This is a genomic window from Rhodococcus sp. 27YEA6, from assembly GCF_044908235.1.
Classification (GTDB): Bacteria; Actinomycetota; Actinomycetes; order Mycobacteriales; family Mycobacteriaceae; genus Rhodococcus_F; species Rhodococcus_F qingshengii.
The window spans coordinates 123,499-139,304 of the sequence record NZ_JBIYCY010000014.1; the positions used below are offsets into that span (position 1 = coordinate 123,499).

Here is a 15,806-nt window from a genome sequence, read left to right on the forward strand (position 1 = left end):
TCGTCCGCCTGCCCCATCCAATCGATAGGTTCCGCGATGTCAGACAAGATATCCAACAGCACTACGAGCGACGGAAAGCCGTTGCCGGAGAAAGCGGCCCGTAGCCGAGTTGCCATGGCAACCCTGGCCGGCACAACTCTCGAATGGTACGACTTCTTCCTCTACGGCACAGCCGCCGCGTTGATCTTCAACAAACAATTCTTCCCGAGCCTGAGCCCCACGGCCGGCACGCTGGCTGCCTTCAGCACCTTCGCCGTCGGGTTCATTGCACGGCCGGTGGGTGGACTCGTGTTCGGGCACTTCGGTGACCGGATCGGGCGCAAGGCCACGCTCGTGGTCTCATTGGTGATGATGGGCATCGGGTCCACACTCATCGGCCTCATCCCGAACTACGACTCCATCGGTTTCTGGGCGCCCGTCCTCCTGGTGGCGATGCGCGTCGTTCAGGGCATCGGTCTGGGCGGTGAAGGCGCCGGCGCGACACTCATGTCGATGGAGCACGCGCCGGCGGGGCAGAAGAATCTCTATGCAGGTTTCCCTCAGATGGGCACACCCGCCGGACTGGTTCTCGCCAACGGCATCTTCCTGACGACCAACGCCGTGATGTCGGACTCGGCATTCGCTTCGTGGGGTTGGCGAATCCCGTTCCTGCTCAGCTTCGTTCTGGTGGCGATCGGTCTGGTGATTCGCCTGCGCGTCACCGAGTCGCCGTCATTCGCCGGGATCATGGAGAAGGGCGAAATAGTCCGCTTCCCGCTGCGTGAGTCGCTCAAGGTCGGCTTCCCCCGTTTGTCTCTCACGCTTGCCGCGTGCTTGGCGAACTCCGCCGTGGCGTACGCCTTCATGGTGTTCACCCTGTCGTACGGAACTCAACATCTGGGCTACGACAAGCAATTCCTGGTGCTCAGCGTGACCGCGGCAGCAGTCCTGTGGTTCCTTTCCATCCCGTTCTGGACAAAGATCGCCGACAAGTACGGGCGTCGGCACATGTTCATCGGCGGATCTGCCGCAATCCTGTTGTGGTGCATCGTGTTCTTCCCGCTCCTCAACACCGAGAACAAAATGGTCGCCGTCATCGCGTTCCTGGGCATGGGCCTGATCGTTCCGGTCACACATTGTGTCCAGGGCAGCATCATCGCCGATACCTTCCCGGCCAAGGTCCGCTATTCCGGCTCGTCTCTGATCCTCCAGAGCGGTGCAATTCTCGGCGGTGGACTGGCACCGATGATCGCCACGGCTCTGCTCGACGCCACCGGATCTTCGGTCGGTGTGACCTGGTATCTCGCCGGGGTGTGCACGATCAGCCTGGTCGGCGCCATCGCACTGTTCAAGATTGTCCCCGATTCGTCGCGGGGCTTGGAGCACGAGGAGATTCGCGTCTCCGAAAACGCCTGAGTCCTGGTTGATCCGACATCGGCCCGTTCCCTCTGGAGGGAACGGGCCGATCGGCGTTTCACGGTCGCATGAGCTCAGTTGCAAAGGACTCCAGCGTCGCGATCAGGGCCTGCGCGGACGGACTCGACGTGCGAGTCGCCGACGAGGTGATGCCGACGCTGTGCCCGATCGGATCGAGTGTGATGGACAGGGTGGTCAAGCGCGCATCGTCGCGGGGGATGAGGCTCGGTAGTACCGCGATCATGTCGGTCTCGACCAGTAGCTGACGCACGGTGAGGAAAGAGGTTGCCTCGACCCGATTTTCGGGCAACGGCAAGCCGTTCCGGGCGAAGAACTCCTCGAGTTCGCGTCGGAGCACTGTCTCGACCCCGGGAAGGATCCAGGGGAAGCCGCGTAGTTCTTCGAGTTGGACGTCCTCGCGGTGAGCGAGCGGGTGATCTACGCGGGTGACGAGTTCGACGGATTCGGCGTAGAGGTTCCGTCTTGTCGCGGTGTCATCGGTAGGTGAGGTGAGCCGGCCGACGATCAGGTCGATTCGGCCCGCTTCCAGATCGGTGAGCAACTGCTCTGGCGTACCTTCGCGCACGACGACGGTGAGCAACGGGTGGTGAACCTTCAGGCGCGCGATAGCGCCGGGAAGCAGCACGTTGGATCCGGCGAGATGTGTTCCCACGATGACGGTTCCGCGATTGGCGTCGGCAAGTTCGACGACGTGTCGCCCGGCTTCGGTCAGCTGCGCGATCACGGCCCGTGCATGAGTTGTGAAGGCCTCGCCGAAAATGGTCGGGGTGATGCCGCGTGGGCCGCGGTCGAAGAGCGAGACGCCGAGAATGGACTCGATGTCGTGCAGACTCCGAGTCGCGACAGGTTGCGTGATGTGAAGTGCGGCAGCGGCGCCGACCACACTGCCCTGACGGCTCAATGCGTCGACGAGCAGGAGATGGCGGAGTTTGAGTCGCCCGTCGAGGAGCTTGGGCATGTCCATGGAGCAATCCTAGACGGGATTTCTCCGGGTGGGTAGGCGCCCGAAGTTGCTCAGGAGAAGGTGATTCCGATCGATTGGGACGAGGTGTACTTCTCCCAGGTTTCGCTGCTGTCCGGACTTCCCGTGTGCGCAAACGACGTCCAGTGCCGGCGTATCCGACGGCCCAGTGCGTCGATGCTCTGCCAGTCGCTGCTGCCCAGCATCGGTGAGCCCTGCCAGGACTGCTCGGTTCCCAACACGAAGGGTAGTTCGATGCAGTGAGTGGCCCCGAAGACGTCGTCCGTCGGTGCCCAGTCGAAGCGATACGTGTACACCGACGCGCCGGCCGCTGTGATGGTCTCGGCCAGCTCCATTGCCGGTTCGGCAAACATGTTCTGTGTCAGTGCCTTTTCGGCGACGTGTTCGGGATCGGGTACTCCCGCTACGTCGCGCACGAAAGCAGATCCCTCCTCTCGGGTGTATCCCACGATGACGTCAGGCGCTGTTTCGAAAGTTCGGATCACCGGTTCCAGTTCGGAGATCGGCGCGAAGGGCGGTTGCACGACATTGGGGGACCGCCGGCTGAACTCGACAGCCGTGCCGCGGAATGCGTCGAGAATGTGGGAGAGCGGCGCGGTCCGAGGATCTCCGTCGAGCAGTCGGGCAAACGTCTCCCCGTTCTCGATCGCGGCAGCCTGCGTGAAGTTGAGGTCCGGCCGTGGGGTGCTCTGCAGAATTGCTCGATGGAACAGGGTTCGAGAGTTGTTACTGCTCAACAGATTCACAATGGAATGGGCGCCGGCCGACTGCCCGAATCCGGTGACCGAGTCTGGGTCGCCGCCGAATGCCTCGATGTTCTCGCGCACCCACTCGAGCGCCGCGATCTGATCGTGTACCCCGAGATTGCCTTCGCTGACGCCGTCGAGGAGGAGGTATCCGAGCACGCCGACGCGATAGTTGACCGACACCACGACGACGTCGCCCTCGGCTGACAAAGCGCCGCCGTCGTACCAGGGGAGTGAGCCGCCGCCACTGGAGTACCCGCCACCGTGAAGCCACACCATCACCGGGCGATGACCGGTCAGCGACGGGGTTGTGACGGTGACGGTGAAGCTGTCCTCGCTGTGCTCCGGTTCGGGGAGCGGTGGCCCCATGATGCGTTCGAGTCGTGAAGGTGGTTGGGGGAAGACCGTTCCAAGCGCTGTGGCGTCGAAGACGTCGGAGAACGGTTCCACCGGTCGAGGCTTCTCGAAGCGCGGTGCGCTGGCGTAGGGGATCGCACCGAAGTAGTAGGAACCGTCACGCTTTCGGCCGCGGACCTTCCCCGAAGGGGTGGATGCGATCACCGTCTCGAACGAGGGCATGGGTTCCTTTCTTCTTGTGCATGCTTTTTCGAGCATGCCAGGTGGATGCCGCGGCACAAATGCCTTTGTGGTCGTGCGGTATGCGTTACGGCGTGAGTGCCTGTACCAGTCGATCTTCGAGTCGCGTCGTCACTCGGCTGTATACGGAACCGTCGTCCAGTGCCCGGGACATCACGATCGCCCCTTGGATCCCGGCCACGGCTTCTTCGGCGAGTCCGATGGAATCTTCGGCACCGACGAGTGCCGCCTCGAGAGCCGCCGTCCATTCGTCGAAGTATGTTCGGACCCTGGCGCCGAAGCGGTTTCGCTCTTCACCGAGTGCAAATGCGCCGAACAGGCAAATGCGTTGCCCTGACCGAAAGTAGTCGCCCGCGGTAGCGAACATGCTCTGGATGCGCTGCCTCGGTGGAACCGATTCTGCTCGAAGAGGTTCGAAGACTTCGGCGCGAAACCATCTGTCGACCTCGTCGAGCACCGCCTCGGCCATCTCTTCCTTCCCGCGCGGAAAGAAGTTGTAGAGACTGCCTTTGCCCAAACCGGTGTGTTCGGTGATCACGGCCAGGCTTGCTCCGTCGAACCCGTAGGTTCGAAACACGTTTGCGAGAGCGGGAATCGTGTCCGAGCGTTCAGCTACCTGTCTGGCCATGGATTCATCCTTTCATCACAGATCCAACTCGCTCAGGCCCGGATGATCGTGCGGGCGTGGTCCGGTCGGATCCCAGAAGAACTTTCGCTCGGACTCCTCGATGGGAACGTCGTTGATGCTGGCATGACGGTGGTGCATGAGTCCGTCGGCGTCGAATTCCCAGTTCTCGTTGCCGTAGGAGCGGAACCACTGCCCGTCGTGATCGTGCCACTCGTACGCGAATCGCACTGCGATGCGGTCGTCGCTGTGTGCCCACAACTCTTTGATCAACCGGTAGTCCAGTTCGCGGGTCCACTTCTCGGTCAGAAGTTCGACGATCTCGGATCGGCCGGTGACGAACGTCGACCGATTACGCCACCAACTGTCCGGCGTGTAGGCCAGCGACACCTTGTGTGGATCGCGTGAGTTCCATCCGTCCTCGGCGAGGCGGACCTTCTGGACGGCAGCTTCGTGAGTGAAGGGCGGAATCGGTGCTCGGACGGTCATTGCGGGGCCTCGATCAGATTTGTACCTATCGGTACAAACTTTACCGATAGGTACAACAAGAGTCCAGTGAACGACTTCGGCCGCCCCCACCGAAGCGGGAGCGGCCGAAAGAGTCGAACAGGAAGAAACTAGCGCGCGCGACGAGCGAGACGCTCGGAATCCGAGATCAGGACGCTCTTGCCTTCGAGGCGAAGCCATCCGCGGTGTGCGAAATCGGCGAGCGCCTTGTTGACGGTCTCGCGGGAAGCGCCGACGAGCTGGGCGATCTCTTCCTGCGTGAGGTCGTGAGTGACGCGCAGGGCGCCACCTTCCTGAGTGCCGAAGCGCTGCGCGAGCTGCAGGAGCGCCTTGGCGACACGGCCGGGAACGTCCGTGAAGATCAGGTCGGCCAGGGTGTTGTTGGTACGACGCAGACGGCGGGCGAGAACGCGCAGAAGCTGCTCGGCGATCTCGGGGCGCTGCTGGATCCATGCCTTGAGAGCGTCGCGGTCCATGCTCACGGCGCGAACCTCGGTGACGGTCGTAGCCGTCGAGGTGCGGGGGCCGGGGTCGAAGATGGACAGTTCGCCGAACATGTCGGACGGGCCCATGATCGTCAGCAGGTTCTCGCGACCGTCGGGTGAGCGTCGACCGATCTTCACCTTGCCGGACACGATGATGTACAGGCGGTCACCGGGTTCACCTTCGTTGAAGATGACATGTCCACGGGGGAAGTCGACGGGCTGCAGCTGCTTTGTCAGCGCCGCTACCGCTGAGGGCTCGACTCCTTGGAAGATGCCGGCTCTTGCCAGGACGTCGTCCACGTGCGCTCCTTGTTGGGATTTGTTCGTTTGTGGTGTCATTTTTGCGCTATCTATCTTTGTACCCGCGCTGCGCACAAACCGTCGTACACAGGCTCAGCCCTCATGAGTGAGACACTGTGTCCAATGCAATCTGTGTTCAATGCAACAGGTACGGCATCGAAGTCTACGTCCCGTTAGCTCGCGACGAGTGATTGATGCCACGTAAGAGCCGAAAATTCTTCCGGAATCCGCTGCGGTGACTACTTTGTATGGCCGTCAACTTGCCCGTTGTGTCCGGATTTCGCCCAGGCTGGCGCTCTCGGGAGCCTCCGACTGACGGCCCTTACGCTTCCGGTGGAAGCGGGCGAACGCATGGGGAAACCCATCGCTTGCCAGGCGGGCGACGTCGTCGTGACTTGCCTGGTCGAGGAAGTCTTCTACTTCATGCTCTTGGACCGAGAGCCGACGCAATCGCCCTTCGACTCGTTCCATCGCCAGGGCAAAGAGCATAAGCAGTAGCGGAAAGAGAATTACTGCGAGTCCTTGCATAGGGGGAAGTAAACACGTCGAAGGTCTCAGAATCGACACGACGGAGTCTCCACTCATGTCGTATCCGTACAGTTGTCTGAGTGCAGACCACCCCGACAGGCAGTTCAGAGCAGCGGAAGAAACCGCGTTCGGGGGGTGCGCGGAAGGAAGAATCACACCTCGGATTGGTACGCCGGGCGCGTCGGATGAATCGTGAGCTCGCTGTGGCTTTCCCACACGTGTACTGCGAACTCGACTTCACGACTCCGTTGGAACTGGCAGTGGCGACAATCCTGTCGGCGCAATGCACCGACGTCCGCGTCAACATGGTCACGCCGGCACTCTTCGCCCGTTATCCCGACGCAAAGGCATACGCGGAAGCCGATCGGACCGAACTCGAGGAGTACATCCGCTCCACCGGCTTCTACCGGAACAAGACGACGTCGCTGATCGGACTCGGTCAGGCGCTACTCGAACGCCACGACGGGCAGGTCCCGAACAAGCTCGAAGATCTGGTGAAACTCCCAGGCATCGGACGCAAGACCGCGAACGTCGTGCTGGGCAATGCCTTCGACATTCCGGGAATCACCGTCGACACCCACTTCGGTCGGCTCGTGCGTCGGTGGAAGTGGACCGAGGAAGAAGATGCCGTCAAGGTGGAACACGCCGTCGGGGCACTGATCGAACGTAAGGAATGGACTCTGCTCTCGCATCGCGTGATCTTTCACGGCCGACGGGTCTGCCACGCGCGCAAGCCCGCGTGCGGTGTGTGTGTTCTGGCCAAGGACTGCCCGTCGTACGGTCTCGGCCCGACCGACAAAACCGAGGCCGCGGCCCTGGTGAAAGGCCCCGAGACCGATCATCTGCTCGCCCTGGCAGGGTTGTGATCGCCGATGACAAGTGCCGGAAGATGGTCTCTCGCTGCGCTCGTGGTCGTCGCGGCTCTCGTCGTGGCGATCTGGCCGCGCGGAGGAGACGACACGACGCCCACGTCGACGGGCCCGTCCTCGTCCGCGTATCAGCCGCCGACGTTCACTCCGTCGTCGGAATCGCTCGATCAACTCCGTAGCCAGGCGGCTCTGGCTTCCTGCCCGACTCCGACCGGCGAAGCGCCTGCCGGCTCGGCTCTCGCCGGAATCACCCTCGACTGCGTCTCCGACGGAGCGCCCGTCGACCTTGCCGCAGCGGTGGGCGGAAAGCCGACTCTGCTCAATCTGTGGGCGTACTGGTGCGCGCCATGCGCCGAAGAGCTTCCGTACCTTCAGGAATTTGCGGAGCGCGCCGACGGCAGCATCAACGTGCTGACCGTGCATTCGGATCCGAATCAGGAGAACGCTTTGACGCGACTCATCGACTACTCGGTGCGTTTGCCCGGCGTCCAGGACGGTGACGGCAAGGTACGGATCGCAGTGGGCGCACCGCCGGTGCTGCCGGTGTCGGTGCTCGTGCGCGCGGATGGAACAGTCGCCAAGGTCTTGCCCCAACCCTTCCGCAGTGCGGACGAGATCGCCGCCGCTGCGGCGCAATATCTGGGAGTCGTCGTATGAGCACACCGGTTCCCGAGTGGTTGCGCGCTGTCGCCAGCACCCAGCCCACCGATCCCCATCGGATCAACCCAGTCCTCGAGCGTCGCGCGCCGCGCGGCACCGTGACGCGTCCGGCCGCGGTGCTCGTGCTCTTCGGCGGACCGCGTGAGGCAGACCCTCTCGCCGTCGGCGGCTTGCCGGAGGGCGCAGACGTCCTGCTGACCCAACGGGCGTCGACGATGCGTCAGCACAGCGGACAGGTCGCATTCCCGGGCGGTGCCGCCGATCCGGGCGACGACGGCCCCGTCGGCACCGCGCTGCGTGAAGCTCAGGAAGAGACCGGGCTCGATCCGAGCGGAGTTCAGCCGCTCACCGTGCTGCCGGAGATCTTCATCCCGCCGTCGGGTTTCGACGTGACGCCGGTGCTCGGCTACTGGGAGCAGCCGACGACGGTGGGCATTCAGGACGAGGGCGAGGTCGGACGGGTGGCCAGGGTGCCGCTGCGCACGTTGCTCGACCCCGACAACCGGTTTCAGGTTCGCCATCCCCTCGGATACCAGGGCCCGGCGTTCCGCGCCGACGGCATGCTGGTCTGGGGGTTCACAGCAGGAATCCTCGCGGCGCTGTTCACGGTGTCGGGCTGGGAGATTCCGTGGAACTACGAGGACGTGAGAGACCTGGACACAGCGCTGTCCGAGTTCGGTGAAGGTGTCGAGGATTCGGCGGTGCCGCGATGACAGGTTCTCGTTGGGTGGACATCGCCATCGTTCTGGTCGCCCTCATCGCGGCCACGTCCGGATGGCGTCAGGGCGCGGTGGCGTCGGCGCTGGCGTTCGTCGGCGTGATCCTCGGCGCCGTCGCCGGGATTCTGTTGGCGCCGCACCTGCTCGTGCACGTCACCGAAGGCAAGCTGCGCATCCTCGCGGGCATCTCGCTGATCGTGGTGTTGGTCATCATCGGCGAAGTCGCCGGCATGGTGCTCGGACGCGCGGCGCGCAGCGGAATGCACAGTCCGACGGCGCGATCCGTCGACAGCGTCATCGGTGCGGGTCTACAGGCGGTGGCCGTCGTGGTCGCGGCGTGGTTGCTCGCGATTCCGCTCACTTCTTCGTCGCAGCCGAATATTGCCGCCGCTGTTCGTGGTTCGGATGTTCTCGCCAGCGTGGACGAACTGGCGCCGCAGTGGCTGCGCCGCATCCCGACGGAGTTTTCGGCGTTGCTCGACACCTCCGGTCTGCCGGACGTCATCGGCCCGTTCGGGCGTACGCCCATCACCGAGGTCGAAGCACCCGACGCGAGCGTTCTGGCCAGTCCGTTGGCGGCGCAGTTGCGTCCGAGTGTTCTACGCATCAACGGCGTCGCACCGAGTTGCCAGCGCGCGCTCGAGGGATCCGGATTCATCGTCGCCCCCGAACGCGTCATGACCAACGCCCACGTGGTTGCCGGAACCGAGAGCATCACGGTGGACACCATGGAGGGCGCGCTGCCCGCGCAGGTGGTTCTCTTCGACTCCGCCGTCGACATCGCGATTCTGGCGGTTCCCGGACTGGACGCACCGGTGCTGCCGTTTGCTCCGGAGCAGGCTCGGACCGGCGACAACGCGTTGGTGCTCGGTTACCCCGGCGGCGGTCCGTACACGGCCAGCGCAGCCCGCGTTCGTGAGGTCCTGAACCTGAACGGACCGGACATCTACAAGGCCGGAACCACTCAACGTGAGGTCTACACCGTCCGCGGATCCATCCGGCAGGGCAACTCTGGTGGGCCGATGGTCGACGATCAGGGGCGCGTCCTCGGCGTCGTGTTCGGTGCTGCCGTCGACGACAGCGACACCGGATTCGTCCTCACCGCCCAGGAAGTATCGCGCCAGTTGAACGCGGCTGCCTCGGCGTCGACGCCGGTGCCGACAGGCGCCTGCATTCTGTAGCGGTCACTTCTCCGTAAGGAGGAAGTCCTCGAGTTCGCGGTTGACGCGCTCGGGGGCTTCCTGATGCGCGTAGTGACCAACTCCGGCAATGGTGCGCAGTTTTTCGCCGGGAGCCCAGTGCTTGTCGCGTCGCACGGTACGGGTGAGCACGTACGGGTCGAGTTCGCCGTGAATCTGGACGATCGGAATGCGAAGAACCTGATCCATTAAACGCATGAAACGACGACCCTCGGGCCGGAGCTGGCTGCGGAAGGCCCAGCGCTGGTACTCCAGCGTGGAATGCGCGACGCCCGGGATCCGGATCGCGGCCCGCATCTTGGTCATCACGTCCGCGAACTCGGGTTGCTGCGGCCAGGTGGGGCCGGACCGCGAGCGAACCAGACGCTCCACCTCGGCGCCGTTGTCGGCCGTCAACCGACGTTCCGGGCGTAGCGGTACCTGATAGGCCAGGAACGAGGGCAAAAGCGCGCGGCGCTGATATGGGTCGCGCACGACTGCTTTCTTGAGTGCCATCGGGTGTGGCGACGAGATCAACGCGATCGACCGCACCAGGCGTGGATGCAGGAGCGCGGTCGCCCAGCACACCAACCCGCCGTCGGCATGACCGATCAGCGTGGCCTTGCCGTAACCCATCGCACGAATGAGGCCGGCTACGTCACCGGCGAGCGTCCAACCGTCGTAGCCGCGAGGGGGCTTGTCGGAATCGCCGTACCCACGAAGATCCATGGCGACGACGCGGAATCCCTGCTCGGACAGTGCCGTCAACTGATGGCGCCAGGACCACCAGAAATCGGCGAATCCGTGCAACAGGACCACCAACGGAGCATCCGGCTCCGCGTCGCCTACCTCGACGACGTGAAACCGGATGCCGTTGGCGTGAATGTCCCGGTGAATCCAGGGGCCGTCGAACCTGACGGTGGATGGATCTGGGGCTGCCACTTTCGATCAGACTCGCTACCGGCGCGCGTTGAAATCGACCGACGGCTTTGCGTCGTCATGGCTGCCGGGGATGACGTTCTTGGCCTGCTTGAGCGATTCGATCGTCTTCTCCGGAGCCCTCAGCTTGCGCACGCGCAGATAACCGAGCAGCGCCAGAATCGCGGTGGTCACCACCATGATCAGGAAGACGATGAGGAACGCCAGCCAGCGCGGCACCCAGGTGTCGAGCATCTCGGCCAGGAAGAAAAAGAAGAAGAACGAGCTGAACAGCAGAACCGTGAAGGCCAGGATGAAGAAGACGCTGCCCTGCAGACCCTTCTTGACCTCGCCCGTCACCTCGGCCTTGGCAAGTTCGACCTCGGCGCGCACGAGGGTGGAGACCTGTGCGGTCGCGTCCTTGACGAGGGCCCCGATGGTGGCCTCGCCCGGCGTGCGGGCGTCCACATCGGTGAGAGGGATGGAAGAGACCGTGTTCGGTACTCCATCTCCGGTGAAGCGCTGGCTCTCTCCGTTGGTCAAGCTCACTTGTCGACCTCTCCAGGTAGTTCTCTCGCGTCCGTGGCAATGGCGGTGGAAGCGTCGTCTCGAGCCGCATGAACTCGTCCACGTCGCCACAGCAGCGCTGATCCGATCAGCGATGCCACCAACGATGTCACGAGAACTGCGGCCTTCGCTATCTCGGCCTCGCTGCCATCGCCGACCCCGTCCAATGCGAGGTCTGCTACAAGCAGGCTAACGGTGAACCCGATGCCACCGAGAACTGAGAGGGCAAACATGTCTCTCAATTCCAGTGTCTTGGGTTTGGTTGCTATCCCCAATTTGATCGCGAGCAGGGAAATTCCGAAGATTCCGACGGTTTTGCCGACCAGAAGACCGACGACAACCGATTGCCCGACGGGGTCGGTGAAAATGTCGCCGAGTACCGCCGCGTTGATCGGAACACCGGAGGCGAACAGTGCGAAGACGGGGACACAGAAGCCTGCGGAGTAAGGCTGAATGCGATGCTCGAGACGGCTACCGGGCGCGTACTCCTCGTCCGGATCGCGCCTCACCCGGGTGAGTAAGCCGAGCGCGACGCCCGCGAGTGTGGCGTGTATCCCCGCTTCGTGCATCGCGTACCAGGTCAGTAGTGCCAGCGGGACGTAGAGGAACGGCGTCGTGATGCGTTTGTGTTGGGCGTAGGCGTAGGCAGCCAGGGCTGCGGCCGCGGTCAGCAGCCACAACATCGCGAGGGAACCGGTGAACAGTACGGCGATGAGGATGATCGCGAGCAGATCGTCGACGACGGCCAGGCTGAGCAGGAAAACTCGGGCGCTCGCCGGGATCTTCGAGCCGGTCAGCGCGAGCACGCCGAGGGCAAAAGCGATGTCCGTCGCGACGGGAATAGCCCAGCCCTTGTCCATGCCGGGCGTGCCGAAACCGATGGACGCCGCGATGATCGCGGGGACCAGGACGCCGCCGCACGCCGCGATGATCGGGAGCATCGCGGCTTTGCGGTCCGCGAGTTCGCCGACCACCAGTTCACGTTTGAGTTCGAGGCCGGCAACGAAGAAGAAGACGGCAAGCAGTCCGTCCTGCGCCCACGTGCCCAAGCTGAGGTCGAGATGGAGTGCGGACGGACCGATCTGGAAGTCACGTAGTGCGATGTAGCTCTCACCGAAAGGAGAGTTCACCCAGATCAGAGCGAGGGCGGCAGCGATCAGGAGGATCGATCCGCCCACCGTTTCGGTGCGGAGGTAGCGGGACAGTTCGGAACGCAGGGTGGAGATCACGCGTGGGGACGACCTTTGTTCGTGCAACCGAATTCGGATGCAACAGACATGAACGTGATCGACGTTGTGACGCATCGAATGCACGTGCCGACCAGACTTCCCGGCTCACCTTTACGGAATTTTATCGCGGATTGCCCGCTGAGCCGAATTCGCGAACCGAATTTGCGTCGGAAAACCCCGAGGGTGTTCAATTCCTACTGATTGGGACACTATCCCACCAATTGGACATTTTTTTCGTATAACGGCGCAGGAGCATGTTTTGAGCACGTCAGTCAGTGAGAATCCACCCAAGCCGGAGGGCGGCGACGCAGATACCGTCGCCGGAGTGCCGCGCAGCCGAATCGTGGTCGCCAGCATGGTGGGTACGTCCATCGAGTTCTACGACTTCTACATCTATGCAACAGCGGCAGTATCGGTGTTCCCGCACCTGTTCTTCCCGAAGGGCAACGACACCACCGCGCTTCTCGCGTCGTTGGCGACGTTCGGACTCGCGTTCGTCGCCCGTCCCCTCGGTTCGATTCTCTTCGGGCACTTCGGTGACCGCGTCGGACGCAAGGCAACTCTGGTCGGCTCGTTGCTGACGATGGGCATAGCGACCTTCCTCATCGGACTACTGCCGACCTATCACCAGATCGGACTGCTGGCCCCGGCGTTGTTGGCGCTCATGCGTTTCTGCCAGGGTCTCGGGCTCGGCGGCGAATGGTCGGGTGCGGCGCTGCTCGCGACCGAGACGGCCAAGGAAGGCAAGCGGGCCTGGGCGGCGATGTGGCCGCAACTCGGTGCGCCCATCGGCTTCTTCATGGCCAACGGACTGTTTCTGATCATCACGTTGTTCATGAACCACGACAATTCCAGCCCGGACCTCGAGGGTGCCTTCCTGAGCTGGGGGTGGCGAATTCCGTTCCTGCTCAGCGCAATCATGGTGATGATCGGCCTGTACGTCAGGCTCAAGCTCGAGGAAACCCCGGTGTTCGCGCGTGCAGTCGAGCGCGGCGAGAAGGTCAAGACTCCGGTGGCCGAGGTATTCAAGACCAGTTGGCGTCAGCTGATCATCGGTACGTTCGTGATGCTCGCGACGTACACGCTGTTCTACATCATGACCACCTGGGTTCTCAGCCACGGAACCGGCAAGACGCCGGCCGACGGTGGAACCGGTGCGGGCTTCAAGTACACCGATTTCCTTGTCCTGCAGTTGATCGCAGTCGTGTTCTTCGCTGCTGCCGTGCCGGTCTCGGGTTGGCTCGCCGACCGTTACGGGCGTCGTATCACCTTGCTGATCATCACCGGTCTGATCATGGTGTTCGGCTTGACCTTCGGTGTCTTCCTCGAACCGGACGGAATGAACGACGGTCGCATGTTGGCGTTCCTCATCGTGGGCATGCTGCTCATGGGCCTGACCTTCGGCCCGATGAGTGCCGTTCTCCCGGAACTCTTCCCGACCAACGTCCGCTACACGGGCTCGGGAATCGCGTACAACACGGCCAGTATTCTGGGCGCAGCGGTGGCGCCGTTCATCGCCGTCTACCTCGCGAAGAACTACGGCGTCGGTTGGGTCGGCATCTATCTTCTCGTAGCGGCGACGCTGACTTTTGTCGCGCTGCTGGTCATGCGTGAGACGAAGGGTGAGTCGCTCGACGATGTAGGGGCATAACCCCCTGCTGTGCGCCTTTATTAACCCCCGGCGGTTAATAAAGGCGCACAGCAGTTGTCAGGGAAGCTGAGCCGGCAGGACATGCTCACCGGTCTTGTCGGTGCTCAAGGCCAGGGAGCTGATGTACTGCTTCTCGCCGTTCGGACCGGGCACGTTCGACGCGAGCATGTCGGGACGCTCGAATTCGATTCCGCTGACGCAGCACAGAAGCGTTTCACCGGAGGGGTTCCCGTACTCGTCGAACATCGGCAGATCGATGCCGTCGTCGGTGCGTCGTAGGTAGTACTTTCCCCTGGTGGCGACGGCCAGGACCGGCGGCATCACCAGTGCGATGACGATCGCGACGATCGGGGAGAACGGCTTGATCGTCGAACCGAAAGCGCCGAAGAACACCAGGATCGACACTCCCGCGGCCAGCAGCATCGACACGAAGCCGACGGGGTTGACGTCGTAGAGCATGCCGCGTCGGAACTCGGGGACTTTCGGGGAGAGCTTCAACCAGTACTTGTTGATCGCGATGTCCGAGGCGACGACCACGACCCAGGCGATACCGCAGTTGGCGTAGAAGCCCAGGATCGTGTTGAGGAAGTCGAACATGTTGGCTTCCATCAAGATCAGTGCGATCGCCAGGTTGACCAGAACGAAGACCATGCGTCCGGGGTAGGTCTTGGTGACGCGGGTGTACGAGTTGGTCCAGGCCAGTGAGCCGGAGTACGCGTTGGTGACGTTGATCTTGATCTGGCTGATGACCACGAGGATCACGGCAAGGGTCATGGCCAGCCAGTGCGGCATCATGTCCTGGTAGATCTCGAGAAACTGGTGCACGGGCTGGTTGGCGATCGAGGATCCGTCGACGACGTTCGCGATGATGTACACGGCGAGGAACAGTCCGACGATCTGCTTGAACGCGCCGAAGATGACCCAGCCGGGCCCCGCGAGAATTACTGCAGCCCACCAACGACGGGTGTTCTCCGGCGTCTTGGGCGGCATGAAGCGTAGGTAGTCGATCTGCTCGGCGATCTGTGCGATCAGCGACAAGCAGACACCCGCAGCCAGCATCACCGATCCGAAGTTGACGCCCTTGCCGTTTGCGCCGTCCTCACCGCCGAAGGCGAAGAACGCGCTCACCGAATCAGGGTGCTTGAACAGCAGATACAGGAACGGCAGCACCATCATGACGAGCCACAGAGGCGTCGTCCACACTTGGAGCTTTGCCAGAGCCTTCATTCCGTAGATGACCAGTGGAATGACCATCAGGGTCGAGACCGCGTAGCCGATCGAGAGTGGGATCCCGAGCCCCAGTTTCAAACCCTGGGCCATGATGGAACCTTCGAGCGCGAAGAAGATGAAGGTGAACGTCGCGAAGATGACGTTGGTGACCACGGAGCCGTAGTAGCCGAAACCGCTTCCGCGCGTGATCAAATCGAGGTCGATGTTGTATCGCGCGGCGTAGTAGGCGAGTGGGAAGCCGGTGGCCATGATGACGACGGCAAACACGGCGATGCCCAGCAATGCGTTACCGGTGCCGTACGAGATGCCGATGTTGGCGCCGATCGAGAAGTCTGCGAGATACGCGATTCCGCCGAGCGCGGAGGTCGCGACGACGCCGGTTCCCCATTTGCGGTAGCTGCGTGGCGCAAATCGGAGGGTGTAGTCCTCCAGAGTCTCCTTCAGTGCGGCGTTCTCACCGAGATCTGCCCTGTCCGGTGCGCCGGCGGACACCTGCTCGTTCACTGCTGTCATGACGTCACTTCCCCTGGGTGCCTGTGCATGTGCACTTTGTGGTGCAGGCACCCAACCTAGGGAGGTGGCGTTACGCGGACATGTTT

The 15,806-nt window shown here is 62.8% G+C and carries 16 protein-coding genes; 6 read left to right on the top strand and 10 right to left on the bottom strand.

Annotated elements, in window-relative coordinates:
* Positions 1 to 36: 36 nt before the first annotated feature.
* On the top strand, positions 37 to 1,395 hold the full coding sequence (locus tag ABH939_RS26580; protein WP_042446679.1) for an MFS transporter: 1,359 nt from the start codon (positions 37 to 39) through the stop codon (positions 1,393 to 1,395).
* Between the two features lie 58 nt (positions 1,396 to 1,453).
* On the opposite strand, the gene ABH939_RS26585 is transcribed toward ABH939_RS26580, so the two are convergent.
* The 6 genes from ABH939_RS26585 to ABH939_RS26610 all read right to left on the bottom strand — a co-directional run bounded on the left by ABH939_RS26585 (position 1,454) and on the right by ABH939_RS26610 (position 6,186).
* Positions 1,454 to 2,380 carry a LysR substrate-binding domain-containing protein gene (locus ABH939_RS26585; protein WP_003943516.1) on the bottom strand — a complete coding sequence of 309 codons (927 nt, stop codon included), beginning with the start codon at positions 2,378 to 2,380 and terminating at the stop codon, positions 1,454 to 1,456.
* 50 nt (positions 2,381 to 2,430) lie between these two features.
* Positions 2,431 to 3,723, bottom strand: coding sequence for a carboxylesterase family protein (locus ABH939_RS26590; protein WP_404650390.1), 1,293 nt, complete (start codon positions 3,721 to 3,723; stop codon positions 2,431 to 2,433).
* Between the two features lie 85 nt (positions 3,724 to 3,808).
* Positions 3,809 to 4,369, bottom strand: coding sequence for a TetR/AcrR family transcriptional regulator (locus ABH939_RS26595; RefSeq protein WP_054827456.1), 561 nt, complete (start codon positions 4,367 to 4,369; stop codon positions 3,809 to 3,811).
* Positions 4,370 to 4,384: 15 nt separating this feature from the next.
* Entirely contained in the window at positions 4,385 to 4,855 is a 471-nt protein-coding gene (locus tag ABH939_RS26600) for a DUF1348 family protein (protein WP_404650391.1), read from the bottom strand.
* A gap of 128 nt (positions 4,856 to 4,983) precedes the next feature.
* Entirely contained in the window at positions 4,984 to 5,658 is a 675-nt protein-coding gene (locus ABH939_RS26605) for a Crp/Fnr family transcriptional regulator (RefSeq protein WP_003943506.1), read from the bottom strand.
* A gap of 255 nt (positions 5,659 to 5,913) precedes the next feature.
* Complete coding sequence (locus ABH939_RS26610) at positions 5,914 to 6,186, bottom strand: hypothetical protein (RefSeq protein WP_019746620.1); 273 nt, start codon at positions 6,184 to 6,186, stop codon at positions 5,914 to 5,916.
* 80 nt (positions 6,187 to 6,266) lie between these two features.
* Here ABH939_RS26610 and nth point away from each other — a divergent pair, with 80 nt between their 5' ends.
* From nth to ABH939_RS26630, 4 genes are read left to right on the top strand one after another with little or no spacing between them, the layout of a single operon-like run.
* Entirely contained in the window at positions 6,267 to 7,052 is a 786-nt protein-coding gene (gene nth, locus ABH939_RS26615) for an endonuclease III (protein WP_003943471.1), read from the top strand.
* A 6-nt stretch (positions 7,053 to 7,058) separates the two neighbouring features.
* Complete coding sequence (locus tag ABH939_RS26620; protein ID WP_003943500.1) at positions 7,059 to 7,712, top strand: TlpA disulfide reductase family protein; 654 nt, start codon at positions 7,059 to 7,061, stop codon at positions 7,710 to 7,712.
* On the top strand, positions 7,709 to 8,428 hold the full coding sequence (locus tag ABH939_RS26625; protein WP_007732411.1) for a CoA pyrophosphatase: 720 nt from the start codon (positions 7,709 to 7,711) through the stop codon (positions 8,426 to 8,428). The genes ABH939_RS26620 and ABH939_RS26625 overlap by 4 nt, the downstream gene beginning before the upstream one ends.
* Complete coding sequence (locus tag ABH939_RS26630) at positions 8,425 to 9,615, top strand: MarP family serine protease (RefSeq protein WP_209911121.1); 1,191 nt, start codon at positions 8,425 to 8,427, stop codon at positions 9,613 to 9,615. The genes ABH939_RS26625 and ABH939_RS26630 overlap by 4 nt, the downstream gene beginning before the upstream one ends.
* Positions 9,616 to 9,618: 3 nt before the next feature.
* Here the strand turns inward: ABH939_RS26630 and ABH939_RS26635 are convergent, their stop codons facing one another.
* From ABH939_RS26635 to nhaA, 3 genes are read right to left on the bottom strand one after another with little or no spacing between them, the layout of a single operon-like run.
* A complete protein-coding gene (locus ABH939_RS26635; protein ID WP_019746624.1) occupies positions 9,619 to 10,554 on the bottom strand; it encodes an alpha/beta fold hydrolase in 936 nt (311 codons plus the stop codon).
* Positions 10,555 to 10,569: 15 nt separating this feature from the next.
* The gene (locus ABH939_RS26640) at positions 10,570 to 11,079 is read right to left on the bottom strand and encodes a phage holin family protein (protein WP_007732413.1); all 510 of its coding nucleotides are present in this window, start codon (positions 11,077 to 11,079) and stop codon (positions 10,570 to 10,572) included.
* The gene (gene nhaA, locus ABH939_RS26645; RefSeq protein WP_007732414.1) at positions 11,076 to 12,410 is read right to left on the bottom strand and encodes a Na+/H+ antiporter NhaA; all 1,335 of its coding nucleotides are present in this window, start codon (positions 12,408 to 12,410) and stop codon (positions 11,076 to 11,078) included. The genes ABH939_RS26640 and nhaA overlap by 4 nt, the downstream gene beginning before the upstream one ends.
* 175 nt (positions 12,411 to 12,585) lie before the next feature.
* Here nhaA and ABH939_RS26650 point away from each other — a divergent pair, with 175 nt between their 5' ends.
* Complete coding sequence (locus ABH939_RS26650; RefSeq protein ID WP_003946096.1) at positions 12,586 to 13,977, top strand: MFS transporter; 1,392 nt, start codon at positions 12,586 to 12,588, stop codon at positions 13,975 to 13,977.
* 57 nt (positions 13,978 to 14,034) lie between these two features.
* Here the strand turns inward: ABH939_RS26650 and ABH939_RS26655 are convergent, their stop codons facing one another.
* Positions 14,035 to 15,720 carry a purine-cytosine permease family protein gene (locus ABH939_RS26655; protein ID WP_404650392.1) on the bottom strand — a complete coding sequence of 562 codons (1,686 nt, stop codon included), beginning with the start codon at positions 15,718 to 15,720 and terminating at the stop codon, positions 14,035 to 14,037.
* Between the last annotated feature and the right edge of the window lie 86 nt (positions 15,721 to 15,806).